We start from the raw sequence: 26,075 nt of genomic DNA, 5'->3' as shown, positions 1-26,075 counted from the left end.
CCTCCGCGACCCGAACGCCGACTCAGTCGTCGGCGACGGCGGGCGTCTTCCGCGGCTCGGCGCGCGGTTCGGTCTCCTCGGGCGTCGGCGCCCACGCTAACTCTCCCTCGTACTCGAAGGCGCGGTGGCCGCGCGTCGGGTCGACGACCGTCAGCGAGAGCCAGTCGTTGTCCAGCAGTCCGGTTACCGCCTCGTTGTCGGCCAGGACATCGGTGACGCGGTCGACCGGCGCGTGGACGACCGTCGAGAGCCGGAGCGGTTGGTGGTACGGCTCGCCGGCGGCGGCCATGACCGACTGGAGCGGGAGGCCCGTCATGAGGTCGCCGCCGTTGCCCTGGTAGACGCCGACGTTGCCGACGGGGTTGTGGGTCACCTTCGACCCGCTCCCGTACGCCGCGTTGTCGACCGTCGAGAAGTAGTACTGCGCGTTGATCCACTGCGTGACGACCATCGGGCCGGCGAGGATCGCCTCCAGCGCGTCGCCGTCCGGATCGGTCGACCAGTCGTACGAGTGGAGGAAGGCGCGCCCGTCGAGGTCGATGTCGCTCGTCAGCTCGCGGGGGCCGACGACGAAGCCGGCGTTGCCCGCCAACCCCCACTCCGGGCGCGTCTCGGCCCAGTCGGCGGCGCGGCGCTCGGTCTCCCGAACGGCCGGGCCCTCGGCCTCTCCCCCCGTGCGCTCGGCGGCGGCGCGCTCGCGGGCGGCGTCGAGGTCCGAACGCAGCCGTTCGAGGTCCGCCGCGTGCGAGTCGGGCACGTCGCCGTCGTACAGCTCGATCTCGTCGGTCGTCGTGTTGTGTTCGGCCGCGAGGAAGACGGTGTCGTCGGGCACGTCGATCCCGCGCTCGCGCAGGCCCGCCTTCACCTCGGGGTCGTTGCAGATCGCGGCGAGCGCGCGGGCGTTCGGACCGCCCGGGTTGCCGGCGCAGGCGCCGCAGTCGAGGCTGGAGTCGTAGGGGTTGTTCGCCGTCTTGGCCGCGTGGCCCGTGAAGACGACGAGGCGACCGAACGCCTCCCACCCCATCAGCTCGAACGCGGTCGCGGCGTACTCGACCTTCTCGTCGCGGGTGAGCCCCCTCGGAAGCCCCCTGCCGGAGTCGTCGTGCTCGTGGACGCCTGGCTCGCAGAACTCGTGGTCGCCCGGCACCGCGTCGTCGGCGCCGTCGAGCAGGTCGTACACCCGACCGGGGACGAGCGTGCGGGCGGCAAGCGCGAGGCCGTAGCCGCTCCCGGCGCCCTCGACGAAGCTGAACGCGGTGGCGGGGTTCGACCGCAGCGTCTCGACCACCTCGCCGGCGGCCTCGCGGAGGGTACCCCAGCGGTCGCGGCTCGCCCGCGTGTCGTCTTCGGCCGGAACCTCGGAGACGCGATGTTGCGGGTCGACGATCGGCGGACAGGCGTCGACGGACACGTCGGCGTCGTACCCGGTGTACTCCATCGGGACGCCGAAGAAGCCGGCGTAGCCGTGCGTCTCGTAGTTGCCGGTCGCCTCGACGTGCCGGCGGATCACCTCCGAGCGCGTGTCGATACAGAACACGAGCTGGGCGTCCGGGCGACCCGAGGCGCCGCCGTCGGCGCGCGCGCCGTCCGCCTCGCGTGCCTCCCTTTCCCCGCCGCGCGCCTCGCTCTCGGCGGCGACGCGCTCGACGAGCCCGTCGCGGTAGGTGGCCTCCCACGCACTCAGGAACGCGTCGGCGATCTCGTCGCTCGGGTCGACCGCCGGCCCGTCGGAGTCCGCAGGTGGCGAGACGTCGACCCCGAAGGCGTCCGCCAGCGCGAGCCGGGCCGCGAGGTACCCCTCCAGCGTGATCGGGTACGCGGACTGCCACGCGCCGCCGTCCTCGGCGCGCTGTTTGAGCAGTCCGGCCCAGCCGGGGAGCGCGGCGAACTGCGCCTCGAAGACGGCCGCCCAGCGGTCACGGGGGTACGGTTCCATCGCGGATTCGATCGCCTCGGTCGGCGACGCCGGCAGGTCGGCGACGAGCCCCTCGCTCGGAATATCGTCGTCGTAGGCGGCGACCGACCGGAACGCGTCGTAGAACCCGGCCTCGCGGTTCGGCATCGCCCACTCCGCTAGCCCCTCGTCGAGGAACGCCGACAGCCACTTCGTCAGCACGCGGTCGACGCGCTCGGCGGCAGGGTCCGGCGCCTCCGTGTCGCCGGCGCCGCTCGATTCCTCGGCCCCTTCGGTGTTCTCCAGCCGCTCCAGCAGGGCCTCTGGGTCGGCATCGTAGCCCTGATCGGTCAGCTCCGCGTCGAGCAGGTCGGGGTCGATGCGTCCCTCGTCGAGGGCCGCCTGGAACGTCTCCGCGCGCGGGTAGCCGCGGCCGCCGAGGAGGTCCGTCGCCCGGCTCACGGCCTCGTCGAACGGCCGGTCCTCGAAGCCGGCGAGGGGGTTCGCGGTCACGAACGAGTGGACCGGCCAGACGGATCCGACGGCGGTCGCGGCCGCCTCGACGTCGTCTTCGATGGTGTCTCCGTCGCGTCCGATTGCGTCCGCGTCGTCTTGGGTGGTGGGTTCAGCGTTCATCGTACTCCTCCGTGGCAGTCAGGACGGTGTTCGGTGCGGGTTGCCCCGCGTTCATCAGCGCGACGTAGAGACGCTCGCTCCGCTCGTGGACGCCCGTCTCGATCCCGGCGTACGCCGCGAGGAAGGCGACGGCGACGAGCGCGTGGAGCGCGGTCAGTTCGGTCGGGGCGGAGACGACCGGCAGCCCGGCGAGCAGCCCCGAGACGGCCCTGTACGCGAGCGCGTACACGGCGATGGCGGGGAGCGCGACCAGCGGGACCGCCCCGTAGCGGGCCGCGGTCGAGAGGGCGGTCCGGCGGACGGTGCTCCGGGCCGCGTGGAGCGTCGTGAGCGTCACGAACCCCGCGAGCAGCAGCCCGCTGTCGACGCTCGTCCCCTTCCCCGTCAGGAGCGCGAACGTCGCGCCGCCCGCCAGCCCGGTCAGCAGGACGACGACCGCGCCGGTGACGCCCGTCCCGTCGGGTTCGTGGCCGTCTTCGGTCGGGGCGACGCGCTCGACCTCGTCGCCCGCGCTCAGGAAGTGGTACGCCTTGTAGAAGCCGTGTAAGACGAGGTGCGTGACGGCGGCACCGAAGAAGCCGAGCCCGGCCTGGACGATCATGAAGCCCATCTGGCCGACCGTCGAGCAGCCCAGTTCGCCCTTGACGTCCGACCGGACGGTCTTGAGCAGCTTTCCGGCCAACGCGCTCGCGGCGCCGACGACCACGATAGCGAGCATGAGCCACGTCTCGACGGTCACGACTGGCGCAAACCGGGTCAACAGGATGCCGCCCGCGTTGACGAAGCCGGCGTGCATCAGCGCCGACGCCGGCGTGGGAGCCGTCATCGAGGAGAGCAGCCAGCCGTGGAACGGGACGAGCGCCGACTGAATCATCGCCGCGAGGACGAGCGCCGTTCCTGCGACGAGCCACGCGGGCCCGCCGAGGGAGTCGGCGCCCGCGGCGATACCCGAGATCGTCGTCGCACCCGTCGCCCACCACAGCGCCGTCACGGCGACGCCGAGCAGCGCGCTGCTGGCGAGGAAGTACCGGCGGGCGACGCTCGCGGCGGCCCGGGCCTGCGGCCAGCCGTCGACGGTCCCGATGAGCCGCGCCATCAGGAGCCCCATCGTCAGCCAGCAGAGCCAGAACAGCGCGACATGGTCGGCCGCGACCAGCGCCATCACGGCGAGCGTAAATGCGGAGACCCCGAGGAAGAAGTCGGTCTCGTGGGCGCTGCCCGCCATGTAGCGGCGCGAGTAGCTGTGGACGATCCCGCTGAAGAACGTCACGACGACCCACAGCAGGACGGTGAGCCCGTCGACGGCGACGGCGCCGGGGAGCTCCCACGGCCCGTCGAGTCGGACTCGGGCGACGAGCGCGACGACGCTCGCGGCGAACAGCGTCCACGCGAGCCGCGTTAGTGCGACGGGGACGGCCGATGACTCGGCCGTCTCCCGGAGCGCTCCGCCCGTCGGTTTCGAGGTGCGTCCTGACATCGTTCGACTCGTCACGCGACCGCGTTCGGACTCCGAAGCGACTCCGGATCCGATTTCGGTCGCATCTATTCATCTTCGAGAACACAATGCCTATTAAAATTGTCTGTATTCACAAACTGTTCGATTAAACCGAATTATAGAACATTATGTTTATTGGAGCGGTCCGCCGAGCGGCGAGCGCGTCGGCCACCTGACGGCGCGTATTCACGAACCGTTCGCCGAAGCCGCTTCAGGAAACCATATCGTTCCCGAGTTCGCAGGGGCGGTATGGAGGAACTCTCTGGGACCGTCCTCGTCGGGGAGTCGTTCGACCCCGTTCGCGGGCGCGTCGTCGTCGAGGACGGGCGGATCGAGGCCGTCGAGGAGACGGACACCGACTCGACGGACGTCGTGATCCCGGCGTTCGTCAACGCGCACACCCACCTCGGTGACTCCGTCGCGAAGGAGGCGGCGGTCGGCCTCTCGCTCGACGAGGCGGTGGCGCCGCCCGACAGCCTGAAACACCGGCGGCTGGCGGCCGCTGACCGCGACGAACTCGTGTCGGCGATGCGCCGGACGCTCCGGTTCATGCGCCGGACCGGGACGGTCTCGTGTCTGGACTTCCGCGAGTCGGGACCCGCCGGCACGCGGGCGCTCCGCGACGCGGTCGCCGAGACGGGCGTCGACCCGTTCATCTTCGGAAGCGGCGACCCGTCCGTCCTCGACGTCGCCGACGGCTACGGCGCCTCCGGCGCGAACGACGACGACTTCGCGGCGGAGCGCGCCGCCTGCGTGGAGCGCGGCCGGCCCTTCGCGATCCACGCGGGGGAACCGGATGCGACCGACATCCACCCGGCGCTCGACCTCGAACCCGACCTCCTCGTTCACATGGTCCACGCTGAGCGGGAGCACTTGGAACGGGTCGCGGACCAGTCCGTTCCGGTCGCGGTCTGCCCGCGCGCGAACGCGGTCCTCGACGTCGGAAAGGCGCCCATTCGGGAGCTGCTCGACCACACGACGGTCGCGCTCGGGACGGACAACGTCATGTTGAACCCGCCGTCGATGTTCCGCGAGATGGCGACCGCGGCGAAACGGTTCGACGTGACCGACCGGGAGGTGCTGCGGATGGCAACCGCCGCGGGCGCCGAGATCGCCGGCCTCGACTGCGGGGTCATCGAACCGGGCCGGCGGGCGGCGCTCGTCGTCCTCGACGGCGACTCCGACAACCTGTCCGGCTCGGTCGACCCCGTGAGCGCGGTCGTCCGACGGGCGACCGGGCTGGACGTCGAGCGCGTCCTCGTCTGAACGCCCCCTCCGCCCGATCACCTCGTCTGGGTCACTCCCCGCCGTTCCGCCCCGAGTCGAACCTGCCGAAGGGCGTCGTCTCGTGGGTCCGCACGAGAACCTCGTCGGCGACGGTCACGCCCATGTCGAGGAGCGCCTGCGCCACCGGCGTGATGTCGTCGTCCGACTCGCCGACGACGGTCACGAGGAGGTTCTGCTCGCCGGTCACCAGCTCCTGGACCGACACGACGCCGTCGATCTCGAGGATGTCCGGGATAAGTTCACCGCGCTCCGGGATCGACGCGGTACAGTAGAGCAGCATCCGGAGCGGGTACCCCGACCGCTGGTAGTCGACGCTGGCGCTGTACCCCTTGATCACGTTCTCGGACTCGAGCCGCTGGATCCGCTTGCGGACGGTGCTGTCCGAGGTGCCGGTCCGCTCTGCGATGTCCCCGGACGAGGTGTTCCGCGCGTCTTCCTGTAGCGCGTACAGGATCGCCCTGTCGACGTCGTCGATCGCACCGTTGTCCATGCCTCGTCGATACGCGCGTGTTGTTTTTATACGTTGCCGGCTCGTCAGTCCGGCCCCGACGCCTCCGCCGACGTCGAACACGGTGCGTCCTCGACGTCGGCCCCGCGCGTCAGTGACTTCGATCCCGACGCCTACATACGACGCCCGCCAGTGGGTCGGATATGACCACGTACACCGCGGAGATCGACGTACGGTTCCGCGACATCGACGCGATGGGCCACGTCAACAACGCCGTTTACGCGACGTACATTGAGCAGGCGCGGACGCGGTACTTCAGCGACGTCCTCGACGCCGACCTTTCGGGCGTGTCGACGGTGCTCGCGTCGATCTCGATCGACTTCCGGCGCCCGGTGGAACTGTCCGACGGCGAGGTCACCGTCACCGTCGACGTGGCCGACCTCGGGCGGTCGAGCGCGACGATGACTCACGAGGTCCGGGTCGGCGACGCGGTCGCCGCCGAGGCCGAAGCGACGCTCGTCTCCCTCGACCCGGAGACCGGGAAACCAGCGCCGCTGCCGGAGGAACACCGGGCAGAGATGGAGTCGTATCACGGCCTGTAACGGAATCGCACCACGGCCTGTGAGGCGGTCGGGATAATCGATATCAGCCGGCCGGGCCGATCCGGACGCACACCTTCTTGACGGCGCGGACGGATCGATCGGTATGAGCGTTCGACTGTACGCCCTCGACGGGTGTCCGTGGTGCGAGAAGGCGGCCGACGCCTTAGATGAGGCGGGCGTCGACTACGAGACGGAGTGGGTGGAGGCCCTCCACTCCGAGCGCAACGAGGTAAAGCGCGTCAGCGGCCAACGCGGCGTCCCTGTCCTCGTCGACGAGGAGCGCGGCGTGACGATGGCCGAGAGCGCGAACATCGTCGAGTACGTCGAGAGGACCCTCGCATGAGCATCTACACCGGCCGCGGCGACGAGGGCGAGACCGACCTCCGGGACATGAGCCGGGTGTCGAAGTCGAGCCACCGCATCGAGGCGTACGGCTCGGTCGACGAGGCGAACGCGCTGCTCGGCACGATTCGCCCGACGGGCCACGACGACGTCGACGACCTGCTGGAGACGATCCAGAATCACCTCCACATCGTCCAGGCCGACCTCGCGAACCCCGACCCCGACCCGGACGACCCGCAGGTGGAGAGCAGCCACACCGCGGAACTGGAGGACCGCATCGACGCGTTCGACGAGGAGCTGGAGCCGCTCACGTCGTTCATCCTGCCCGGCGGCGGCGAGGCTGGGGCTGCGCTCCACCACGCGCGCGCCGTTGCGCGACGGGCGGAGCGACGCGTCGTCGACCTCGCGCGCTCGGAGCCGATAAACGAGGCCGTCGTCACCTATCTCAACCGGCTCTCCGACCTCCTCTTCACCCTCGGTCGGGTCGTCAACGCGCGCGACGGCGAGCCCGAGGAGTCGCCGTCGTACTGAGCCCGCTCCGTTCCGACCCCGGGGTCGCCCCGGGTGCCGAGCGCGCGATTTTTCCGCGTCCCGCGCGAGGTGCGGATATGACGCTCGACAGCTACGCGGCGGCGGTCGCCGACCTCGACCCGGCACCCGGCGAGGTCGAGACCGCGGAACTCGTCGTCACCGACGACGTGCTCGTGAAGGCGTTCGTGCTCGGCCCGGACGCGACGGTCGACGCCCACGAACACGCCGACGCCACGAACGTGTTCCACGTGATAGAGGGCGAACCGACCGTGGTCCGCGACGACGAGGAGGACGCCCTCGCGGCGCCCGCGGTGGTGCCGAACGAGCGTGGCGCGGTCCACGGCGCCCGCAACGACACCGACGACCGAGCCGTGCTCACGGCCACCCTCGCTCCCCTCCCCTGATGGACGGCGAAATCGATCCCGAGGAGCTGTCCGCGCTGCTCGAGGAGCGCGGCGGCAGCTCCGCCGACGGCACCGCGGACGGTCCGGTCGACGAGTCCGAATCGCTCCGTATCGTCGACATCCGCGACCTGCGGGCGTTCGACCGGGGCCATCTCCCCGGCAGCGAGTGTATCCCGTTTCCGGAGCTGACGAGTCGGATCGCGGAGCTGGAGGGCGCAGAGCGGATCGTCACCGTCTGTCCGCACGGCGTCGCCAGCCAGCAGGCGGCCCAGCTGATCGGCAGCTACGAGGGCACGCAGGACGCGCGCGTCGAGAGCCTCCGCGGCGGCATCGAGGCTTGGGAGCAGGAGATTGGTGAGCTGACCGAATCGGAGAAACCCGACGCCGATCCGGACGAAGGCCCCGAGTCGCCGTTCTGACGCGGACGGTCCTTTTAAAAAATCGAGTCAGATAGCGCGCACGCGGACCCGCCAGAAGTCGCGGAACGCGTCGTCGAGCGCTGCCTTCGGCTTCCCGGTGGCGTCGGAGACGTCGGTGACGTCGGCGCGGTCGCGCACCCGACCGAGGACGCTACGCTCGCCGACGGCGATCACACGGTCGAGATCCTTCGCCTCCGCGACCTCCGCGAGCGCTTCGTTCGCTTTCTCCAGATGGTCGTCGATCTGCCCTTCGCGGCGGCGCTCGAAGCGCCCCTGTGAGAAGCCGCCCTTCGAGTGGGCCTCCTTCACGTCGCTCGCGAACCCCTCGAAGGCGACCCGCTCGTCGCCCTCGTAGGTACCGACGGCGAAGGTGTCCGAGCGGACGACGGCGAACGCGAACCGGCCGGTCGGCCGGAACCACGCGTCGTCGAGTCGGAATCGGTCGCCCCACCGGTCGAACGGTTCGGGCTCGATCGGCGGCGTCAGCGCCGCACTCACGGCGCCGGTGTCGTCGGCGAGGACGACCGCGGGCGCGGCCCGCCGGACCAGTTCCGTGCGGTCGCCGAACCAGTCCGAGACGGTCGTCGGGACCGAGTCGGCGTCCGGGACGAACGCCGTGAGCAGCCCCTCGGGGTCGTCGCTCTCGACGGTGCGGAAGCGGTTGAGGACGTCGGCCAACCGCGCGCCGCTGTAGTCGCTCACGCGCCGGAAATCGACGGACGCCTCGGTGCCCTCGGCGCGCTCCAGCCGCTCTTCGAGCGACTCGATCCGGTGTTCGAGCTCGTTGACGCGCTCCTCGGCGCGCTGGCGGTCGGCGACCGCGTCGGAGCGCCGCTCCTCTTCGGCCTCGGCGCGGCGTTCGAGGTGGCGCTTCTCCTCCTCCAGCTCCTCGATCCGCTCTTTCAGCTCGGCGCGCCCGAGCAGCCTGTCGATCATACCGAATCCGCGACTCCCTGCGACCTAAAAGGTGCGTCTGCGCCGGCGACGCTACTGGCACCACTTATAAATAAACACTGTGCGGTGGCGCGTGCCGGTGAGCGCCGCACCGCGGCGCGAACCGCACGCGCGAGGGACGCCGCGAACGCCCGGAGGGCGTGAGCGGCGAGGCTGGGGAGGTGTGAGGCGCGGGGCTGTGCGGTGCGGGGCGGGACTCAAAGGGGCAGCCGTGAGGCCGCAGTAGGCGACGCAAGCACCGCAGCGAGCGGAGCGAGCGAGGAGCGCAACGAGCGTACTGCGGCCTCACGGCTGGGGCTTTGGAGGTGGTCCCCACCAGAGCCTGACTACCTATTTATAAACAGAACCCACGGTCAACACGAAAAACGGAGTTCTATTCCTCGTCCTACTACGCGTTCACGTATGGCTCCCACCCCTCCCAGCGCAACAACTTCTCGGCGCGGTCTGCGTCCGCCAACAGCACGTTTCGACGGTCCGGGAGCGTCTCGTCGGCAAGTTCCTGAGGGATCGCGAGCGTGCCGCTGGGTACGTCGTCGTCGCCGCCGACCGGGATGTGGCCGCCGTCGACCTTCATCACGAGCGGGGCGTCGAGTCGCTCGATCCCCTCGCCGTCCGCGTACAGCTGCTCGTTGACGCGTTCGTGGTCCGCCCGCTGGATGACGGCGCGCTCGCCGTCGCGGGGTTCCACGTACAGTTCCCCCAGGTAGTAGCCGCTCGAGAATCGCTCAAACATTCTATGCGTGGTATCCTCTACCACGACAGTATATAAGCGTTTCCCGCGGCTCACGCGCGCTGAGATTCGGCCGGGGCGCCCATCACAGTCCGATCGCGTCGCCGTCGTTCGAGCGGTAGTACGCCGCCAGCGACGTGCCGCGGTCGCGCTGGGCGTCGAACAGCTCGGCGAGCCACTCCACGGCACACGGGTCGTCGTTAGCCGCGTACCCGAGGAACTTGCCCTTGTCGCCGTGGATCGCGAGGTACGCCGTCGTCCGATCGTCGACGGTACTCAGGTACCACGCGAACGGGAGGTCGGCGACGACGCTCATTTCCACCCCGGCGTCGACGATGGAGCGGGCTCGCTCGGGGCTCTCTGCGGCCAGGTAGTCCGCGACCGACTCCGTCAGGACGTACGACAGCTCCAGCGACTCCTCGACGACGGTACGGCGGTACAGCGCCGAAACGAACTGCTCGTCGTTGGCGGCGATCGACGCCCCCCGTAACCGGTCGGCCGTCTCGGCGACGCGGTGGAACCGGGACAGCACCGCCGCCGGCGACGTATCCGTTATCGTCACCACCTCGGCGTCCGCGAGGAACCGGTGGTTCCGCGGCGACGACGGGAGCTCGTTGAGGATGTCGTTCGCCGACTCGACCGCCTCCGCGACCGCGACCGCCTCGTCGACGGTGTCTAAGAGGATCCGACCGGCGAACGTCGCCTCGTAGCCGTTCGACCCGCGCTCGACGAGTCGGTCCTCCTCGAGGGCTCGGATCGCGCGATTGACCGTCGACCTGGAGTGCTCGAACTCGTCGACGAGGTCCCGGATCCGTGCGGGGCCGTCTGCGAGACGGGCGAGGTACTGCCGACGGGCGAAGGCGAGGTCGAGCACAGGTGTACACGTGTGACCTCCGCAGTGATACGTGTTGCTGAGGAAGGACTTCTCGCCGCACACGGGTGTGACCGCACCGATGCCGTCGGCGCCCCGGCGGGTTACGGGTCGTCGCGCCGCGCGACCTCGTGGCGACCGAATCCGTACCGGAGTCGGTTCGCGAGCCGGCGCGAGAAGCGCCCCTCGTTGCGGGAGTCGAACCGCTCCGCGAGCGCCTGATAGATGATGGGGACGGGCACCTCCTGTTCGAGCGCCTCCTGGACCGTCCACGTGCCCGTCGAGCCGCCCGCGACGTGGTCCGCCACGTCGCCGAGGTCCGACCCCTCCTCGCGGAACGCCTCCTCGCAGAGCTCCAGCAGCCACGACCGGATCACGGCGCCGTTGTTCCAGGTTCGCGCGACCGACTCCATGTCGAGGTCGTAGCGCCCGTCCGTGAGCAGTTCGAACCCCTCGCCGTACGCCTGCATCAGCGCGTACTCGACGCCGTTGTGGACCATCTTCACGTAGTGACCGGACCCGGACTCGCCCATCCGGTCGTGGCCGTCCGGGCCGGTCGCCACCGCGTCGAACACCGGCACGAGCGCCTCGTAGGCCCACTCGGGGCCGCCGACCATCAGCGAGAAGCCCGCCTCCGCGCTCGCCGGCCCGCCGGAGGTGCCACAGTCGAGGTAGGCGGCGTCCGTTTCCTCGGCGCGACGCACCGAATCCTCGAAGTGCGAGTTGCCGCCGTCGACGACGACGTCCTCGCCGTCGAGGTGCGGCTCCAAGTCCGCGAGCGTGGCGTCGACCGCGTCGCCCGCGGGCACCATCAGCCAGATCCGCTTTTCCTCACCCTCGCCCGATCCCTCCAACCGTTCACAGAGGTCCGCAACCGAGTCGGCCGGCTCCGCGCCGTTCTCCGCCGCCTCCGCGGTCGCCTCCGCCGAGAGGTCGAACGCGACCACGTCGTGGCCCGCTTCCAGCGACCGGTTCGCGACGATCTGCCCCATCCGCCCGAGTCCGATGACGCCGAGTTCCATGCGCGAGGGGTGGCGACCACCCGCCGTAGTGGTTCCGGTTCGGCTCCTCTCAGCGCCTCGGCCGCGTCCACAGCCGCTCGCTCCGTCGTCGCCTACTCGCCGGCCTCTGCCTCTACCTCCCGCTCGCCGAGGTGCGCGCGAAGCGCGTCCACGTCCTTGTTGCCCGCGCCGGTGTTCAACAGGACGACCGTGTCGTCGGGGCCGAACTCTCCGGACTCAGCGAGCGCGTACGCCCCCGAGACGGCGGCCGCGCAGGTGGCGCCCACCTCCAGTCCCTCCTCGCGCGCGACCTCGATGGCGGCGTCGAGGATCTCCCGGTCCGTCGTCGCCACCGCCCCGCCGTCGGACTCGCGGATCGCCTTCAGGATGAGGCCGCTCGCGCCCGGGTCCGGGATCGCGATCCCGTTACAGGCCGTGTCGACCTCGTCGTCCGGGATCGGCTCGTGGCGCTCCGCGCCCGACTCGTAGGCGCGGACGACCGGCGCGCAGCCCGCGGCCTGCGCGGCGTACATCGGGACCAGCTCGTCGGTCCAGCCCAACTCCTTCGCCTCCCGAGCGGCCTTGTGCATCCCCACCAGCCCGACGCCGCCGCCGGTCGGGTAGACGACGCCGTCGGGCGCCTCCCAGTCGAGCTGCGCCAACAGCTCCAGCGCCATCGTCTTCTTCCCCTCGTGGCGGTACGGCGTGACGAACGTCTTCGTCGAGTACCACTCGGGGTGGTCGTCCATCGCCGCGGCGTACGCCTTCCCGGCGTCGCCGATCTGGGAGTTCCCGTCGATCGGATCGGTGACGGTGAGGTCCGCGCCGTGGACCTCCGTCATCGCCTTCTGGGTGAACCCTGCCCGCGAGGGGAGGAACACGTGCGCGTCCAAGTCCGCGCGGGCCGCGTACGCCGCGGCCGCCTGCCCCGCGTTGCCGGCGCTGTTCAGCGCGACCTCGCTCGCGCCGTGCTCGCGCGCGGCCGTCATCGCGGCCGACTGTCCCCGGTCCTTGAACGTCCCCGTGGGGTTCGCGCCCTCGTCTTTCAGGAGGACGCGGCCGACGCCCATCGCGTCCGCCAGCGCCGGGCACTCGACGAGCGGCGTGGCGCCCTCGCCGAGCGACACGGCCGTCTCGGCCGGGAACGGGAGCAGCTCCGCGTACCGCCACATCGAGCCGTCGGGCCGCAAGTCGAGCGTCTCCGGCGTCAGCTCGACCTGGTCGTAGTCGTAGTCGGGGTCGAGAACCCCGTCGCAGTCGGGACAGCGGTGCGTCGCCGTCTCCGCGTCGAACGGTTCCCCGCAGTCGACGCAGGTCAGGCCGATGAACGCGTCTGTCGTTTCCATGGGGCCCCGCTCGCGTGCCGGGGCCTTCGGTGCTGCGGTCGCGGCGGACGCCGGGCCGTTCTGCGCCGCGACCGTCGCGGGTACTTAGGTTCGAAACGTATGAAGGGGTACGCGGAGGGGCACCGCCGTCGTACGTTCCGACGAGATGCCCGTATCAGCGACCGTGTCCGATCCGCCGGGAGAACTGAGGTGGGACCGATGAGCCGAACCGACCTGCGGGTGGACCTCCCGACCGGATCGTGGCTCGGGGACGCCTCCCGGCGCGTCCCCGCGGCGACGCTCCGGGTCGCGGAGACGATCGCGGTCGACGTCGCGCTCGACGCTCACGCCGGCGCGGCCGCCGACGGTTCGACTGCGGTCGACGGCAACGATCAGCAGCCGACCGAGGGGGACCCCGAGGTGGCCGCCACGGTCCGCGTCGGCGGCACCGACAGGGACCGCGTCGAGGCGGCGCTCCGCGACCACGAACGCGTCTCGCGTGTGACGACCGTCGAGCGCCGCGGCGACGTCCGCACGCTCCGGGTGGTCGGGCGCGCCCCCGCGTACCTCCCCGCGGCGCGGGCGGTCGGCCTCCCGATCGAATCGACGGTCGAGGTCGTCGACGGCCGCGCGGCGGTGACGGTCGTCGGCGACCAGGGACGGATCGAGGCGTTCGGGCGCCGGCTCGCGGGCGACGGGATGACGGTCGGCGTCGCCGCCACCGGGGACGACGACCCGGACCGGACGCTCACCGAGGCGCAGCGCGACCTCGTCTTCGAGGCGGTTCGGGCGGGGTACTACGACACTCCGCGCCGGTGTACGCTCACGGAACTGGCCGAGGCGAACAAGATAGCGAAGTCGACGTGTAGCGAGACGCTCCACCGCGCCGAGGGGCGGGTGATGCGGCGGTTCGTCGACGGCGAGGGGCCGTTCGCTTCGGAGGCGGACGACGGGGGCGCCGCGGCTGGCGAGTCCGCGTCTTCGGAGACCGCCGCGGTCGACGACGAGAAGTTTGACGCCGCGGAGCGCGACGCGGACGACCGCGACGACGAGGAGTCCAACGCCGACGACCACGACGCGGACGAGTTCGACGCCGGCGACCGCGAGGAGCCGGTGCGGTCGGCGGCGACCGAGCCCTGACGCGGCCGATCTTCTCCAGTACCCGAGCGGCTACTCTCCGTCGAGCGCCTGCCACGAGAGCCGCGGGTTCCGTGCGGCGCCGACTTGATCGATGCGGCCCGCGGCGGTCCGGTTCGGGGCCGCGTCGAGCGCCTCGTCGGTGTCGGCGTACGCGAGGTTGAACGCCTCCGCGAGGTCGTCGAGCGACGACTGCCCCTCGATCTCGGTCGGCTCGGTCAGCATCGCCTCCGGCACCATCTCCGGCCACTTCGTCGTCGGCGGGTGGACGCCGAAATCGAGCATGCGCTTGGCGACGTCGGCCGCGTCGCGGTCGCCCGCGGTCGCGGCGAACTCGTGGTGGAACGGACCGAAGGGAACGTCCAGATCGATCCGCTCGGCGAGGTAGTTCGCGTTGAGGACGGCCTTCGCGGCGGCGTCCGCGAGCCCCTCGTCGCCGAGTCGGGCGACGTACGCGTACGCCTTGATCGACACGAGCCAGTTGCCGGCGAAGCCGTGGACCTTCCCGATCGTGTGGGGCGGCTCGAAGCGCTCGTATCCCGACCCCTCCTCGGCCTCGCGCACGCGGGGCGTCGGGAGGAACGGCGCCAGCTCGTCGACGACGCCGACCGGGCCGGCGCCGGGACCGCCGCCGCCGTGGGGCGTCGCGAACGTCTTGTGGACGTTGTAGTGCATCACGTCGAACCCCATGTCGCCGGGGCGGCCGCGGCCGAGCAGCGCGTTGAGGTTGGCGCCGTCGTAGTAGAGCAGCCCGCCGGCGTCGTGGACGATGTCGGCGATCTCCGTGATGTCGCGCTCGAAGAGCCCGACCGTGTTCGGGTTCGTTAACATGAGGGCGGCGGTGTCGTCGCCGACGGCCGCCTCAAGCGCCTCCAGGTCGACGCGGCCGTCCTCGCCCGAGGGGAGTTCGACGACGTCGTAGCCCGCGGTCGCGGCCGTCGCGAAGTTCGTCCCGTGGGCCGACGCGGGAATCACGACCTCCGAGCGGTCGTTTCCGTGGTGCTCGTGGTACGCCTTCGCGACGAGGATCCCCGTGAGCTCGCCGGCGGCGCCGGCGGGCGGCTGGAGCGTGACGGCGTCCATCCCGCCGATGTCCGCGAGGACCTCCTGGAGCCGGTACTGGAGCTCTAAGTTCCCCTGCGCGGAGCGCGCGGAGCGGTCGGGGTGGATCGCCGCGTTCGGGTCCGCCGCCACGTCCTCGGTGAACTTGGGGTTGTACTTCATCGTGCAGCTCCCCAGCGGGTACGGCCCCGAGTCGATCGCCCAGTTCATCTGCGACAGCCGGGTGTAGTGGCGCGCCGTCTCCGGCTCCGAGGGGTTCGGCAGCGTCAGCTCCTCGCGGGTGAGGTCGTCGGGGAGCGGGGAGTCCTCCCGCACGTCGACGGTCGCTTGCCCTTTCTCCGAGAGCAGCGGCTCGCGGACGTCCTCTCCCTCTCGCTCGTAGTTCGCTTGGTCGTGGATCATCTCACAGCACCCCCTCTAAGGCTTCGACGAGCCCGTCCGTCTCCCCCGCGTTGAGGTCGGTGACGCACACCTGAAGCAGGTGGTCGCCGATCGCGTGGACCGCGAACCCTTCGGCCTCCAGGTCCTCCGCGACGGCTGGCGCGGGCTGGTCGACGCGCACCGCGAACTCCCGGAAGTGGTGACGGTCGTGGACGGGCGCGGCCGCGCCGGACAGCTCGTCGATCCGGGCCGCCAGCGCCTCCGCCTCGCGGACGCAGTCGTTCGCGAGGTCGACGAGCCCGTCGGGGCCGAGCGTCGCCGCGTGGATCGCCGCTCGGAGCGCGACCCACGCCTGGTTCGTGCAGATGTTCGAGGTGGCCCGCTCCTTGCGGATGTGCTGTTCGCGGGTCTGGAGCGTCAGCGTGTACGCGCGGTCGCCGTTCGCGTCCCCGCTCGCGCCGACGAGCCGACCGGGCACCTGCCGGAGGAAGTCGTCGCGGCAGGCGAAGAGCCCGAGTCCCATCCCGTAGGCGGTCGGCAGGCCGAGCGAGCCGGCCTCGCCGACGACGACGTCGGCGCCGACCGCCGCCGGCGACTCCAGCACCGACAGCGCGACCACGTCGGAGCCGAGCGCGAACAGCGCGTCCGTCTCGTCAGCTGTCTCGCCGATCGCCGCCAGCCGCTCCTCGATGCAGCCGCGGACGGTCGGGCTCTCGGCGTACACCATGACGACGTCGTCGCCCGCGCGGTCGGCGAGCGCGTCGACGTCGGCCGTCCCGTCGGCCATCGGGTACGCCTCGACGGTCAGGTCGGCGCCGTCGCAGTAGTTCTCCAGCACCGCCCGCTTCCCCTCGCGGAGCTGTTCCGGGACGAGAACGGTGTCGCCCGAGGTCGACCGGACGCGGTCCGCGAGCGTCGCGGCCTCGCCGAGCGCCGTCGCGGCGTCGTACATCGAGCAGTTCGCGACGTCGAGCCCGGTGAGCTCGACCAGCATCGACTGGTACTCGAAGAGGGCCTGGAGGAACCCCTGCGAGACCTCCGGCTGGTACTGCGTGTAGCTCGTGAGGAACTCCGCGCGGTCCGCGAGGTGGTCGACGACGCTCGGCACGTAGTGACCGTAGTGGCCCCGGCCGAGGAACTCCGTGAGGTCGTCGTTGCGCGCGAAGACCCGGGCGCACTCGTCCCGGATCTCGCGTTCGGTGCGCGCGTCGATGCCGAAGTCGCCGTCGAAGGCGACCGACTCGGGGATGTCGAACAGCGCCTCCTCGTCGTCGACGCCGATTTCCGCCAGCATCGCCGCGGTCTCGTCGTCGGTGTGGGGCGCGTACGGCGTGCCGTTCGCCCGGCTCATCGGTGCGTCTCGCCTCGTCCGCGGTCGGTCGACCGCTCGTCTGTAGCCCGTCGGTTCGCGGGTCGTCCGTTCGCGGCTCGTCGGTTCGCGGGTCGGCGGTTCGCGGGTGTAGTGGCGTCGGAAGGTGGCGTGGTCATGGTCGTGTGTCGGGTAGGTGTGTCGTCCGGGGTCCGGGTTCCGTTCTCGGCGTCCGTCCGCGGTCCGTTCTCGGTGTCGGTCCGGCGATCAAGCGATCTGGTCGTCGTACTCGTCGGCGTCGAGGAGCCCCTCGGCGTCGCCGCCGTCGGCGGGCTCGACCTCGAGCATCCAGCCGTCGCCGTACGGGTCCTCGTTGACGAGCTCCGGGCGGTCGAACAGCTCCTCGTTGACCGCGACGACCTCGCCCGAGACGGGCGCGTACAGGTCCGAGACGGCCTTGATCGACTCGACGACGCCGAACGACTCGCCGGCCGCGATCTCGTCGCCGACCTCGGGGAGTTCGACAAACACCACGTCGCCGAGCTCGTCCTGCGCGAAGTCGGAGACGCCGATCCGAACGGCCTCGCCGCCGGTCGTCGCCCACTCGTGCGATTCTAGATACCGTCTGTCGTCGGGAACGTCGAAGCTCATTGGTCAGGGTCGCCGCGGGCCGCTCGGGATCCGGCCCGCGACACGTGTGAATCACCCTTCTGACGACGAGGAAATAAAAGGTGTGTTCGCGGCGGTCTCGACGGCGGACGAGCGTCGGACCGTCTCGACGCGCCCCGTCAGGTCCACCGGTCGAGCCCGGTCTGGACCTGCGACTCCGCGATGCGCTCGAACCCGCGCTCGACCTCGTCGGCGTCGACGCCCCACTCGTCGACGACGTACGCCCGGGCGGCCTCGACGTCGGGGTTCACGTCGGCGTCGACCGCGACGTCCTCGGCCGGCGGGTCCATGAACAGCTCGCGGATCGCCTCGGCGTTCGGGATCTCGGCGTCGCGCGCGTCGAGGACGCCCCACAGGTCGCCGTGCTCTTTCACCGCCGTCACCGCGGTCTTCGGCCCGATCCCGCGGACGCCCTCGTTGAAGTCGGTGCCGCAGAGCATCGCGACGTCGACGAGTCCCTGGCGGTCGAGGTCGAGGTCGTCGAGCGTCGCCGCGAGGTCCATCAGCTCCGGGTCGCCCTTGCTCGTCAGCTGGCGGAGCGTCGTCGGCGCGCCGAACAGCAGGGTGTCGTAGTCCTCGCTGCCCGCGTGGTCGACGGTCCCGGTCGCGGCCATGTGCGCGCACTGCGCCTCCCCCTCGGCGGGCGCCTCGACGATCGGCACGTCGAGCAGTTCCAGCAGCTCGCGGGTCGTCTCCTGGATCGTGTCGGTGAGCCGCTGGGTGCGCGCCTCCAGCCGCGCTGCCTCGACCGCGTCGCCGCGCTCCTCGGCCGCCGCCCGTCGCTCCTCGGCCTTCTCGCGCTTCTCGCGGCGCTCGGCCACCTCGTCGGCCTTCAGGTCGGTGACGGCGCCGTCGAACACCATTACCGGGATCAGGTCGTGTTCGAAGAACTTCGGGAGCCCCTGGACGACCCCGATCAGGTTCGCGACCTCGACGCCGTCGGCCGTCGTGTACTTCTCGTCGCTCGTCCACTTGACCGTCGTCGTGAGATAGCGGTACAGCCAGTTGTGCGCGTCGACGGCGACGACGCTCCCCTCCAGCTCCGCGAAGGGGACGTCGCGGATCGACGCGAGGTCGCGCAGGTCGGCGTTTCCCATTGTCGGAGTCAGGGGCGCGCCGCTCTTAAACGCCCACGGGTCCGGCGGCGGGCGGCGATCGCTCTCCGCAGTTCCCCGCCATTTCCCTGCCGACTTCTGGGCCGTTTATGTGCGTCACGCGCGTACGTGTCCGTGTCTGAATGGTCTCCCCGTTCGAGGTGTTGGAAGTCGACGAGGACGCCGACGACGAGGCGATCGAACGGGCCTACCGCGAGCGCGTGAAGCGCGCGCACCCCGACCAGGGCGGTTCGATCGAGGAGTTCCAGCTCGTCCGCCGCGCCTACCGGGAGCTGTCCGAGCGCGACGGGGACGGCGACGGGAGCGACGGTGGAGTCGACCCCGCGGACGTCGACCTTTCGGAGGGGGACGACGCGCGCGAGCCGAAGTCGACCCGCGTCGAGTTCCTCGACTACGAGGCCGTCGTCGACTACGGCTGGTCGCTCGACGACGACGAGCTGTTCCGGAAGGCCGGCCACGCCGACCTCGGCCCCGACGCCCACGGTCGCCTGCTCGTCCACCCAGACGAGAGTCTGCTGGAGGCCGCCGAGCGCAGCGGCTTCGCGTGGCCCTTCTCCTGTCGCGGCGGTGCCTGCGCGAACTGCGCCGTGTACCTCGCCGAGGGGGAGCTCTCCCAGCCGACCGACCACATCATGCCCGAGGACTTAGCCGAGCGCGGGTTCCGGCTCTCCTGTAACGGCTACCCGCTGACCGACGAGCTGTCGATCGTGTTCAACGTGAAACAGCGACCGGAGCTCGACGACCTCATCCTCCCGCCCGGGCCGTTCACGCGGCGGTGAGCCCGGGGGTCGTTCGATCTCGTCGGCCCGGTCAGCCGAGCAGGTACCGCAGCGCAGGGGCGTTCTTGACCAGTTCCGTCTCCTCTAACGCCCGGTCGATCCCGACGATTCGTCCGGCGCCCCACGCGCCCAACCCGAACAGGATCAGCATGTACACGAGCGAGCTGTCGACGAAGTAGCCGTGCGCAACTGGGAAGCCGTCCATGAGTCCGCCCTGCCACGCGGCGGTCCAGAACATCGACATCATGATCGCTCCCATCAGCGCGGCGAACCGAAACAGGACGCCGAACAGCAGCGCCAGCCCGATCAGGATCTGTCCGAACACCACCATCGGATCGATGATGGCTGCGAAGTCCGCGAAGAAGAGGAACAAGCCCCGCAGCGGGTTGGCCTCGGCGATCGCGTTCTGGAGGAACCCCACGGAACTCCACGCGAGCGGGTCGGCGAGGCCGCCCTCGAACAGCTTCTCTAACCCGGCTTGGAGGAACACCCACGCCATCACGACTCGGAGCCCGAGCATCGAGTACGCCAGCCAGGTTTCCGAGTAGTTGAACTCCACGTTGCGACCGAGTAGCTCCGCGCGAAGCGTTCGTTCAGAGGGTTGTGTAGCCATGTCTGTAACACCCAAGTGAGAGGCCATCACACACCTGTAATAATCTACCGGCGGATCCGATTATCATCAGTTTTCAAACGAAAACAAAAGAAAACTATCGCGCATACATCACCACCGAGCGGCCGAATCGAAGCGCCCGGCTCAGAACGCTTCGGCGACGGCCGCGACGACGGCGTCCTCGACGGCGTCGCGCTCGCCCGAGAGGAACTCGATCTTCCCCTCGCGGACGCCCGCGGTGGTGACGTCTGCGTTCGGCGCGAGCTCGGCCGCGCGCTCGGCCACGTCGCGGACGGAGACGTCCGCCGTCGTGCGCACGTACAGCTCGTCGGTGCCAACGCCGACCGTCGCGAACGCCTCGCCGTCGGCGCGGCGCCGGTGGAGGTCGTCGAGCAGAAGCGGCGTCGGCGGGAAGTCGTACCGGTGAGTGTAGCCGTCGGTGTCGAGCAGCGCGAACTCCACGCCGTCGACCGCCTCGGTGACGACGTTCGCGTCCGCGGTCTCGACCTCGGTCTCCAGCTTCTCGCGGAACTGCTCGGAGACGTGCGCCGCGAGGTCGCCGCCGTCCGAGAACAGCAGGTCGGCGATCAGCTCGCGCTTATCCTGGTACGACTGGTAGTACGCCTCCAGGGCGACCGCCTCGCGGAGCTCCGCGACGCGCTCGGCGTCGTAGCCCGCGTCGCGCGCGAGGTCGACGTACCGCTCGGGGGCGTCCGCCCAGTAGCTCACCGCGGGCAGGTGCCGGAGGTCGGCGCGGGCCTCGTCGTTGATCGCCGAGGCCAGCGAGGCGACGAGCGCGCCCGTCGAGAGCGTCTCGTCGCCGCCGATGTCGGACAGCTCCGGCGAGACGAGGGTGTCGACCGCATCCCGCGTCTCGGGGTCGGCGACCGCGGCGTCGACGACGACCGCGTCGACCCCGTACACCGACAGCAGGTCGATACCGTCGGCGGACTCGGTCGTCGAGCCGGCACCGACGAGCAGGAAGAGGGGGAGCTTCTCGTCGTGGCGGTCGCGGTCCTGGAGCATCCGGGTCGCGTCGTTCGTGGCCGCGTCCATCCCGTACACCGGCTCGTCGAGCGGGCGGCGGGTGAAGTAGTGGTACTCGGCGTCGCTTTTCGCGTGCTCGTCCCGGATCAGCGGGAGGACGGCTCGCTCGACCGCGGCGCCCGCGACGTAGCCGTCGGCGGTCGCCGGGTGGCGGACGACGATCGGCCGCGACTCGAGGATCGCGCGGCGGACCGCCTCGGCCGCGTCGAGGAGGCCGTCCGCGAGCTCGGCGACCGTCTCGTCGCCGGCCAGCGGCTGGAGCCCCTCTGGGCGCGCCTCGTCGGTGAGCGCCTCGGCGATGCGGCGGCGGACCGCTTCTGCCCCCTCGCCGTCGAGGAGGACGAGCGCCTCGGACTCGACCTGGACGTCGCCGCGGTGGCTCTCGACCTCGCCGTCGACCCGCACCGCGTCGCCGACCTCGACGGCCGGGTGCGCCCGGACGCCGGGCTCGACGAACGCGGCTACGTCGACCGCGCCCGTCTCGTCGCTGACCTCGAACACCGTCGGGCCGCCGGTCTGGCGGACGCCGACGACCTCGCCCTCGATCCGGACCGACTCGCCGACCGCGTCTTCGAGCGTCGTGATCGACACGCGCTCGGGCTCCGCGTCGGAGTCGGATTCCGCCTCGGGTTCGGCTTCCGCGGCGGCGTCGGCCTCGTCGTCGCCGTCGGACGCAACGGGCTTGGCCTCGTCGGCCTCGGCGGACTCCGCGTTGTCCTCGGCTTCGTCGGTCGGTTCGACCTCGCCGGACATCGTCTCCCCGCTCGGGTCGGGGTCGGCGTCGGACTCGACGACGTTGTCGCCGGCGGGCGCTTCGCCTTCGACGGCGTCGTCGCCCCGGTCTTCCTCCTCGGCTTCCGCGGTGGCCTCGTCGGTCGACTCTTCGGGCTCGGCGCCGCCCTCGTCGGCCGTCTCTTCGTCGGTCGTTTCGTCCGTCGTCTCCTCGGCCTCGTCGTCGCCGTCGTCGCTCGGCTCCTCGTCGGGGAGGTGTTCGCCGCTAGACTCCTGGACGAGGACGCCGCGGAACTCGCGGTCGGCCTGTCGGATCGACCAGCCGAGGTCGACGTTGCCGTTGTCGCGGACGCCCTTCACCTGGACGAACACGTCGTCGCCCGGCTCCCAGCTGAGGCTGTCGAGGCGGCGGTCGAGCTCGGAGCGGTGGAGCAGTCCGGTGACGCCCGGCGCGAGGTCGACGAACACGCCGAACTCGGCGTACCCGTCGACGACGCCCCGGTAGAAGCGGCTCGGAACCAGATCGTCGGGAGAGTCGCCGCGGAAGTCGAACACGACGTCTTCCTGGTGCGAGTCGCAGACGCGACCGCCCCCGACGTCGGTGCCACAGATGATACAGGATCCCATTTGAGTACACCGAGAGTCTCGGGCCTAAAACGGTTGTCGAAAGCCCGCTGGCCGACCCGACGAGAACTCGGCGAGCGCTCGGGCTCCGCGCCGCGAACGCTCGGCCGTCACGCCGCGAACGCCCGGTGGTGTCACGCGCCGAACAGCGTCCGCGCCGCGGCCACGACGCGGTAGCCCACGCCGTAGCCGAGCGCGGCGGGCGGGAGCGCGGCCGCGACCGTCCGGACCGGTCCCAGCCCGTGGACCGTGCGGAACCCGACGAACAGCAGCACCGCGGCGTACGCGCCACAGAGGACGCGGAGCTCGGGGATCGCCGGCCCGCCGAGCGCCATCGGCGAGCTCGCGTACGCAACGACCTGCACCGTCTCGCTCACGCCGCCGCGGTCGCGCAGCGCCAGGCCGCCGTCGAACTCGACGCTCGCCAGCACGACCGAGACGGTCGCGACCGCGGCGGTCAGGTGGAGACCGACCGGCGCCGCCAGCGCGACCACGACGAGGAACAGCACGAGCCCGGATAGCGCCCGCGAGGAAGGGACGACGACGGGCATCGCCGCAGGGTCCGAGGCGATCCAGCCGAGCGTGAACACCGCGGCGACCGCGACCGCGAACGTCAGCGCGGGCGCCTGGTCGCCGGGCGTGATCCCGTTCGCGAACGCGCGCCGCGGCCGGACCAGTACCTCGACCCACGTGCGCGCGATGCCGCGGAGTCCGCGGGGGCGTCCGCCCGCCGAATCGCTCATCCGAGACGTCACAGTCGGCGTTCGAACGCGCGGGATAACCCGTTTCCGGTTCGCTCCGGTGCGGAGGCGAGTCCGAGCGCCTCACGCTCTATCGCCCCCAAACTTATCAGCGCTGATACGCGGCGCACAAACCCTTATATCGGTCCCGTCTGAGTGTCGCTCGAATGGTTGGGTTCCGGAACGACGAGCGCGGATTTACCCCCTTGGCGGGGACGGGACTGCTCGTCGGCGTCGTCGTGTTACTGCTCGCCATGGTCGGCGCGGCGGTGTTCGGGCTCATCGACAACGTCGCCCCGCCGGACGCCGAGTTCGAGGGCCAACAGGAGAACGGCTCGCTGGTGGTCGTCGCGCTCGGCCCCGAGCCGGTCCCGGCCGAGGAGCTGTACGTCCGCGGCGAGGACCCCGACGGGAACGTCCAGTTCGGCGCGTGGCCGGGCGACGGCGTCGTCAGACCGGGCGATAAGGTGGTCGTGCCCAACGCCACCGGCAACGAGGACTTCGAGGTCGTCTGGGAGCCGGTCGCGTTCGACACCCGCGAGACGCTCGGCAGCTACAACGGCGAGGACTCCGCGATCGACGAGTGGAGCGAGGAGAGCGGCGGCGGCACCCCGGGCGGCGCGGTCGGCGTCTGAGGCCGGTCCGGTCGATAGTCGAGAAAAACGACCGCTCGTGAGCGCCCGCTCGACCGCGACACTCACTCGACCGCAAGCGCCCGCTCGACCGCGACGCTACTCGACGGCGACCCACTCGCCGCGCTCGTCGGCGCGCTCGATCGCCGCGAGCGCGCGCTGGACCTCGTAGCCGTCCTCGAAGGACGGCTCGAACGACGATCCCTCGGCGACCGCCGAGAGAAACTCGTAGTTCTCGTGGACGAACGTGTGTTCCCACCCGATCACGTGACCCGGGGGCCACCAGCGGTCGACGTACGGGTCGGACTCCTCGGTCACCAGCACCGTCTCGTAGCCGCGGTTCCCCTCACGGAGCACCTCCAGTTCGTTGAGGCGCTCCAAGGAGAACTTCAGGCTCCCCTTCGTCCCGTGGACCGCGATCGTGTGGTCGTTCTTGTGCCCCTCGGCGACGCGGCTGGCCTCGAAGGTCCCGGTCGCGCCCGACTTGTAGGCGACCTGCGCGCTGTACGCGTCGTCGACCGTCACGTCGCGGTACTCCTCGATCTCTCCCTCGTCGTCGTAGACGGGCCGCTCGTCGACGAACGTCGTCAACTGGCCCGAGACGCGGTCGATCCCGCCGACTGCGTCGCCGACGAGGAAGTTCGCGAGGTCGATCGTGTGCGCGCCGAGGTCGCCGAGCGCGCCGGACCCGGCCATCTCGGCGTCCATCCGCCACGCCCACGGCGCCTCGGGGTCGACGAGCCAGTCCTGGAGGTACCGCCCGCGGACCTGACGGATCTCGCCGAGTTCCCCGTCCTCGATCAGCCCCTTCGCGTAGCGGATCGCGGGGACGAACCGGTAGTTGAACGCGGTGCCCGCGGGCACGTCCGCCGCGGCCGCCGCGTCGCGCATCGCCGCCGCCTCCGCAATCGTCGGCGCGAGCGGCTTCTCACAGAGGACGGGGATCCCCGCTTCGAGGGCCGCGATCGACGGCTCCGCGTGGACGTGGTTCGGCCCGAGGTTGTAGAAGACCTCCACCTCATCGAGCGCGGCCTCCCAGTCGGTCGCGGTGTGCGAGAAGCCGAACCGATCGGCCGCGTCCGCGAGCGCCGCCTCGTCGCGCCCGACGAGCGTGTGGCGCTCGATATCGGGCGCGTCCGGGAAGAACATCGGGAGCCGCGCCATCGCGTTCGCGTGCGCCTTGCCCATGAATCGATACCCCAGAACGCCGATCTTCAGTGGTTCGTCTGTCATTGTGGTGATGTCCGCGGTCGCCGCCGCCTCACTCCGCCCAGTACGCGTCGCCCGGTTGCGTCTCGAAGACGGCGCGGTCCAGCACGTCGACGGCCTTCTCTAACCCCTCTCGCGAGGAGGTGAGCGAGTCCTCGTGTTCGATCGACAGCGCGCCCTCGTAGCCAACCATTCGGAGCGTCGAGACGACGTCCTTCCAGTGGCCCTCGTCGTGGCCGTAGCCGATCGAGCGGAACAGCCACGAGCGGTCGGCCTCCTCGGCGTAGCCGGTCGTGTCGAGGACGCCCTTCACGCGGGCCTTCGCGTCGTACACCTTCGTGTCCTTCGCGTGGAAATGGTGGATCGCGTCGCGCTCGCCCAGGAATCGGATCGCCTCCGTCACGTCGATCCCCTGCCAGTAGAGGTGCGAGGGATCGAAGTTGGCCCCGATCCGGTCGTTCGTCGCCTCGCGGAGCGCGAGCATCCCGGTCGGCTCGTACACCAGCATGTTCGGATGCATCTCGATGGCCACGTCGACGCCGTGGTGCTCCGCGTGTTCCGCCAGATCCTTCCAGTAGGGGACCGCGACCTCGTCCCACTGGTAGTCGAGCGCGTCGGCGTGTTCGGTCGGCCACGGCGCCGTGACCCAGTTCGGCGTCGAGTCGCCGGGCGCTCCGGCGGGGAGCCCGGAGAAGCAGGTGACCGTGTCGACTCCTAATTGATCCGCCAACTCGATCGCCTCGCGCAGCTCGCGGTCGGCCGCCGCGGCCCGCTCCTCATCGGGATGAAGCGGATTGTTGTGCGTCGCCAGCGCGGAGATCCGGAGGTCGTGGTCGTCGAGCAGCGCCCGGAGGTCCTCCCGCGCTGTCTCGTCCTCGAGGAGCGCCTCGCGGTCGACGTGGTCCTCACCGGGCCAGCCGCCGACGCCGAGTTCGACGGCGTCGACGCCGATCCCGTCGAGGTACGCGGCCGCGTCGTCGAGCGGTTCGTCGCCCAAGGGAACGGTCAGTACGCCGATGTCCATGCGCGGGGCTACACCGACGCCCCGAATAAGTGTTCAGGAAGGATCGATGGGGCAGCGCTCGGCCGT

At 70.7% G+C, this 26,075-nt stretch carries 25 protein-coding genes and 1 pseudogene; 9 read left to right on the top strand and 17 right to left on the bottom strand.

Annotation, left to right across the window (positions count from 1 at the left end; genetic code table 11):
* Positions 1–22 precede the first annotated feature (22 nt).
* Positions 23–2,530, bottom strand: coding sequence for a DUF2309 domain-containing protein (locus tag ACOZ35_RS07465; protein ID WP_424015758.1), 2,508 nt, complete (start codon positions 2,528–2,530; stop codon positions 23–25).
* On the bottom strand, positions 2,520–4,007 hold the full coding sequence (locus tag ACOZ35_RS07460; RefSeq protein ID WP_424015757.1) for a proton-conducting transporter membrane subunit: 1,488 nt from the start codon (positions 4,005–4,007) through the stop codon (positions 2,520–2,522). Before ACOZ35_RS07460 ends, ACOZ35_RS07465 begins: the two co-directional genes overlap by 11 nt.
* A gap of 267 nt (positions 4,008–4,274) precedes the next feature.
* Here ACOZ35_RS07460 and ACOZ35_RS07455 point away from each other — a divergent pair, with 267 nt between their 5' ends.
* Positions 4,275–5,291 (top strand): amidohydrolase family protein, encoded by a 1,017-nt coding sequence (locus ACOZ35_RS07455; RefSeq protein WP_424015756.1) that lies wholly within the window; start codon positions 4,275–4,277, stop codon positions 5,289–5,291.
* 31 nt (positions 5,292–5,322) lie between these two features.
* Here the strand turns inward: ACOZ35_RS07455 and ACOZ35_RS07450 are convergent, their stop codons facing one another.
* The gene (locus ACOZ35_RS07450) at positions 5,323–5,802 is read right to left on the bottom strand and encodes an Lrp/AsnC family transcriptional regulator (RefSeq protein WP_424015755.1); all 480 of its coding nucleotides are present in this window, start codon (positions 5,800–5,802) and stop codon (positions 5,323–5,325) included.
* A 161-nt stretch (positions 5,803–5,963) separates the two neighbouring features.
* Between ACOZ35_RS07450 and ACOZ35_RS07445 the strand changes: the two genes are divergently transcribed.
* The 5 genes from ACOZ35_RS07445 (at position 5,964) to ACOZ35_RS07425 (ending at position 8,058) form a co-directional block, all read left to right on the top strand.
* Entirely contained in the window at positions 5,964–6,362 is a 399-nt protein-coding gene (locus ACOZ35_RS07445) for an acyl-CoA thioesterase (RefSeq protein WP_424015754.1), read from the top strand.
* Positions 6,363–6,465: 103 nt separating this feature from the next.
* Entirely contained in the window at positions 6,466–6,705 is a 240-nt protein-coding gene (locus ACOZ35_RS07440; protein ID WP_424015753.1) for a glutaredoxin family protein, read from the top strand.
* Entirely contained in the window at positions 6,702–7,235 is a 534-nt protein-coding gene (locus tag ACOZ35_RS07435; RefSeq protein WP_424015752.1) for a cob(I)yrinic acid a,c-diamide adenosyltransferase, read from the top strand. Before ACOZ35_RS07440 ends, ACOZ35_RS07435 begins: the two co-directional genes overlap by 4 nt.
* 77 nt (positions 7,236–7,312) lie before the next feature.
* A complete protein-coding gene (locus ACOZ35_RS07430; protein ID WP_424015751.1) occupies positions 7,313–7,639 on the top strand; it encodes a cupin domain-containing protein in 327 nt (108 codons plus the stop codon).
* A complete protein-coding gene (locus tag ACOZ35_RS07425) occupies positions 7,639–8,058 on the top strand; it encodes a rhodanese-like domain-containing protein (RefSeq protein ID WP_424015750.1) in 420 nt (139 codons plus the stop codon). The genes ACOZ35_RS07430 and ACOZ35_RS07425 overlap by 1 nt, the downstream gene beginning before the upstream one ends.
* Positions 8,059–8,085: 27 nt before the next feature.
* On the opposite strand, the gene ACOZ35_RS07420 is transcribed toward ACOZ35_RS07425, so the two are convergent.
* The 5 genes and pseudogenes from ACOZ35_RS07420 to ACOZ35_RS07400 form a co-directional block, all read right to left on the bottom strand.
* Positions 8,086–8,994, bottom strand: a complete 909-nt coding sequence (locus ACOZ35_RS07420; protein WP_424015749.1) for a Vms1/Ankzf1 family peptidyl-tRNA hydrolase — start codon at positions 8,992–8,994, stop codon at positions 8,086–8,088.
* A gap of 406 nt (positions 8,995–9,400) precedes the next feature.
* On the bottom strand, positions 9,401–9,745 hold the full coding sequence (locus ACOZ35_RS07415) for a DUF5802 family protein (RefSeq protein WP_424015748.1): 345 nt from the start codon (positions 9,743–9,745) through the stop codon (positions 9,401–9,403).
* 82 nt (positions 9,746–9,827) lie between these two features.
* On the bottom strand, positions 9,828–10,616 hold the full coding sequence (locus ACOZ35_RS07410) for a helix-turn-helix transcriptional regulator (RefSeq protein WP_424015747.1): 789 nt from the start codon (positions 10,614–10,616) through the stop codon (positions 9,828–9,830).
* A gap of 101 nt (positions 10,617–10,717) precedes the next feature.
* Positions 10,718–11,647: pseudogene (gene gnd / locus ACOZ35_RS07405) on the bottom strand (phosphogluconate dehydrogenase (NAD(+)-dependent, decarboxylating)); the annotation flags it as partial.
* A gap of 80 nt (positions 11,648–11,727) precedes the next feature.
* Entirely contained in the window at positions 11,728–12,960 is a 1,233-nt protein-coding gene (locus tag ACOZ35_RS07400; protein ID WP_424015746.1) for a threonine synthase, read from the bottom strand.
* 198 nt (positions 12,961–13,158) lie between these two features.
* Here ACOZ35_RS07400 and ACOZ35_RS07395 point away from each other — a divergent pair, with 198 nt between their 5' ends.
* Entirely contained in the window at positions 13,159–14,079 is a 921-nt protein-coding gene (locus ACOZ35_RS07395) for a helix-turn-helix domain-containing protein (RefSeq protein ID WP_424015745.1), read from the top strand.
* Between the two features lie 30 nt (positions 14,080–14,109).
* Here the strand turns inward: ACOZ35_RS07395 and gcvPB are convergent, their stop codons facing one another.
* From gcvPB to fen, 4 genes are all read right to left on the bottom strand, one after another.
* Positions 14,110–15,540: an aminomethyl-transferring glycine dehydrogenase subunit GcvPB gene (gcvPB, locus tag ACOZ35_RS07390; RefSeq protein WP_424015744.1), complete on the bottom strand. Its 1,431-nt coding sequence runs from the start codon at positions 15,538–15,540 to the stop codon at positions 14,110–14,112.
* Position 15,541: 1 nt separating this feature from the next.
* Complete coding sequence (gcvPA, locus tag ACOZ35_RS07385; RefSeq protein WP_424015743.1) at positions 15,542–16,870, bottom strand: aminomethyl-transferring glycine dehydrogenase subunit GcvPA; 1,329 nt, start codon at positions 16,868–16,870, stop codon at positions 15,542–15,544.
* 225 nt (positions 16,871–17,095) lie between these two features.
* Positions 17,096–17,479, bottom strand: coding sequence for a glycine cleavage system protein GcvH (gene gcvH, locus ACOZ35_RS07380; protein ID WP_424015742.1), 384 nt, complete (start codon positions 17,477–17,479; stop codon positions 17,096–17,098).
* Between the two features lie 137 nt (positions 17,480–17,616).
* Positions 17,617–18,594: a flap endonuclease-1 gene (fen, locus tag ACOZ35_RS07375; protein ID WP_424015741.1), complete on the bottom strand. Its 978-nt coding sequence runs from the start codon at positions 18,592–18,594 to the stop codon at positions 17,617–17,619.
* A gap of 140 nt (positions 18,595–18,734) precedes the next feature.
* Between fen and fer the strand changes: the two genes are divergently transcribed.
* Positions 18,735–19,391: a ferredoxin Fer gene (gene fer / locus ACOZ35_RS07370; RefSeq protein WP_424015740.1), complete on the top strand. Its 657-nt coding sequence runs from the start codon at positions 18,735–18,737 to the stop codon at positions 19,389–19,391.
* Between the two features lie 31 nt (positions 19,392–19,422).
* On the opposite strand, the gene ACOZ35_RS07365 is transcribed toward fer, so the two are convergent.
* The 3 genes from ACOZ35_RS07365 to ACOZ35_RS07355 form a co-directional block, all read right to left on the bottom strand.
* Positions 19,423–20,004, bottom strand: coding sequence for a DoxX family protein (locus ACOZ35_RS07365; protein ID WP_424015739.1), 582 nt, complete (start codon positions 20,002–20,004; stop codon positions 19,423–19,425).
* Positions 20,005–20,145: 141 nt separating this feature from the next.
* Positions 20,146–22,407 (bottom strand): DHH family phosphoesterase, encoded by a 2,262-nt coding sequence (locus ACOZ35_RS07360; RefSeq protein WP_424015738.1) that lies wholly within the window; start codon positions 22,405–22,407, stop codon positions 20,146–20,148.
* Positions 22,408–22,538: 131 nt separating this feature from the next.
* On the bottom strand, positions 22,539–23,147 hold the full coding sequence (locus ACOZ35_RS07355) for a YIP1 family protein (protein WP_424015737.1): 609 nt from the start codon (positions 23,145–23,147) through the stop codon (positions 22,539–22,541).
* A gap of 164 nt (positions 23,148–23,311) precedes the next feature.
* Between ACOZ35_RS07355 and ACOZ35_RS07350 the strand changes: the two genes are divergently transcribed.
* Positions 23,312–23,779 carry a type IV pilin gene (locus ACOZ35_RS07350; RefSeq protein WP_424015736.1) on the top strand — a complete coding sequence of 156 codons (468 nt, stop codon included), beginning with the start codon at positions 23,312–23,314 and terminating at the stop codon, positions 23,777–23,779.
* Between the two features lie 96 nt (positions 23,780–23,875).
* Here ACOZ35_RS07350 and ACOZ35_RS07345 read toward each other — a convergent pair whose 3' ends face one another.
* A complete protein-coding gene (locus tag ACOZ35_RS07345; protein WP_424015735.1) occupies positions 23,876–25,009 on the bottom strand; it encodes a Gfo/Idh/MocA family protein in 1,134 nt (377 codons plus the stop codon).
* A 28-nt stretch (positions 25,010–25,037) separates the two neighbouring features.
* A complete protein-coding gene (locus ACOZ35_RS07340) occupies positions 25,038–26,009 on the bottom strand; it encodes a sugar phosphate isomerase/epimerase family protein (RefSeq protein ID WP_424015734.1) in 972 nt (323 codons plus the stop codon).
* Between the last annotated feature and the right edge of the window lie 66 nt (positions 26,010–26,075).

Source organism: Halorubrum xinjiangense, from assembly GCF_049604745.1.
Taxonomy (GTDB): Archaea; Halobacteriota; Halobacteria; order Halobacteriales; family Haloferacaceae; genus Halorubrum; species Halorubrum xinjiangense_A.
The sequence above is the reverse complement of the archived record's forward strand: the minus strand, read 5'-3'. Positions and strand labels throughout refer to the sequence as shown.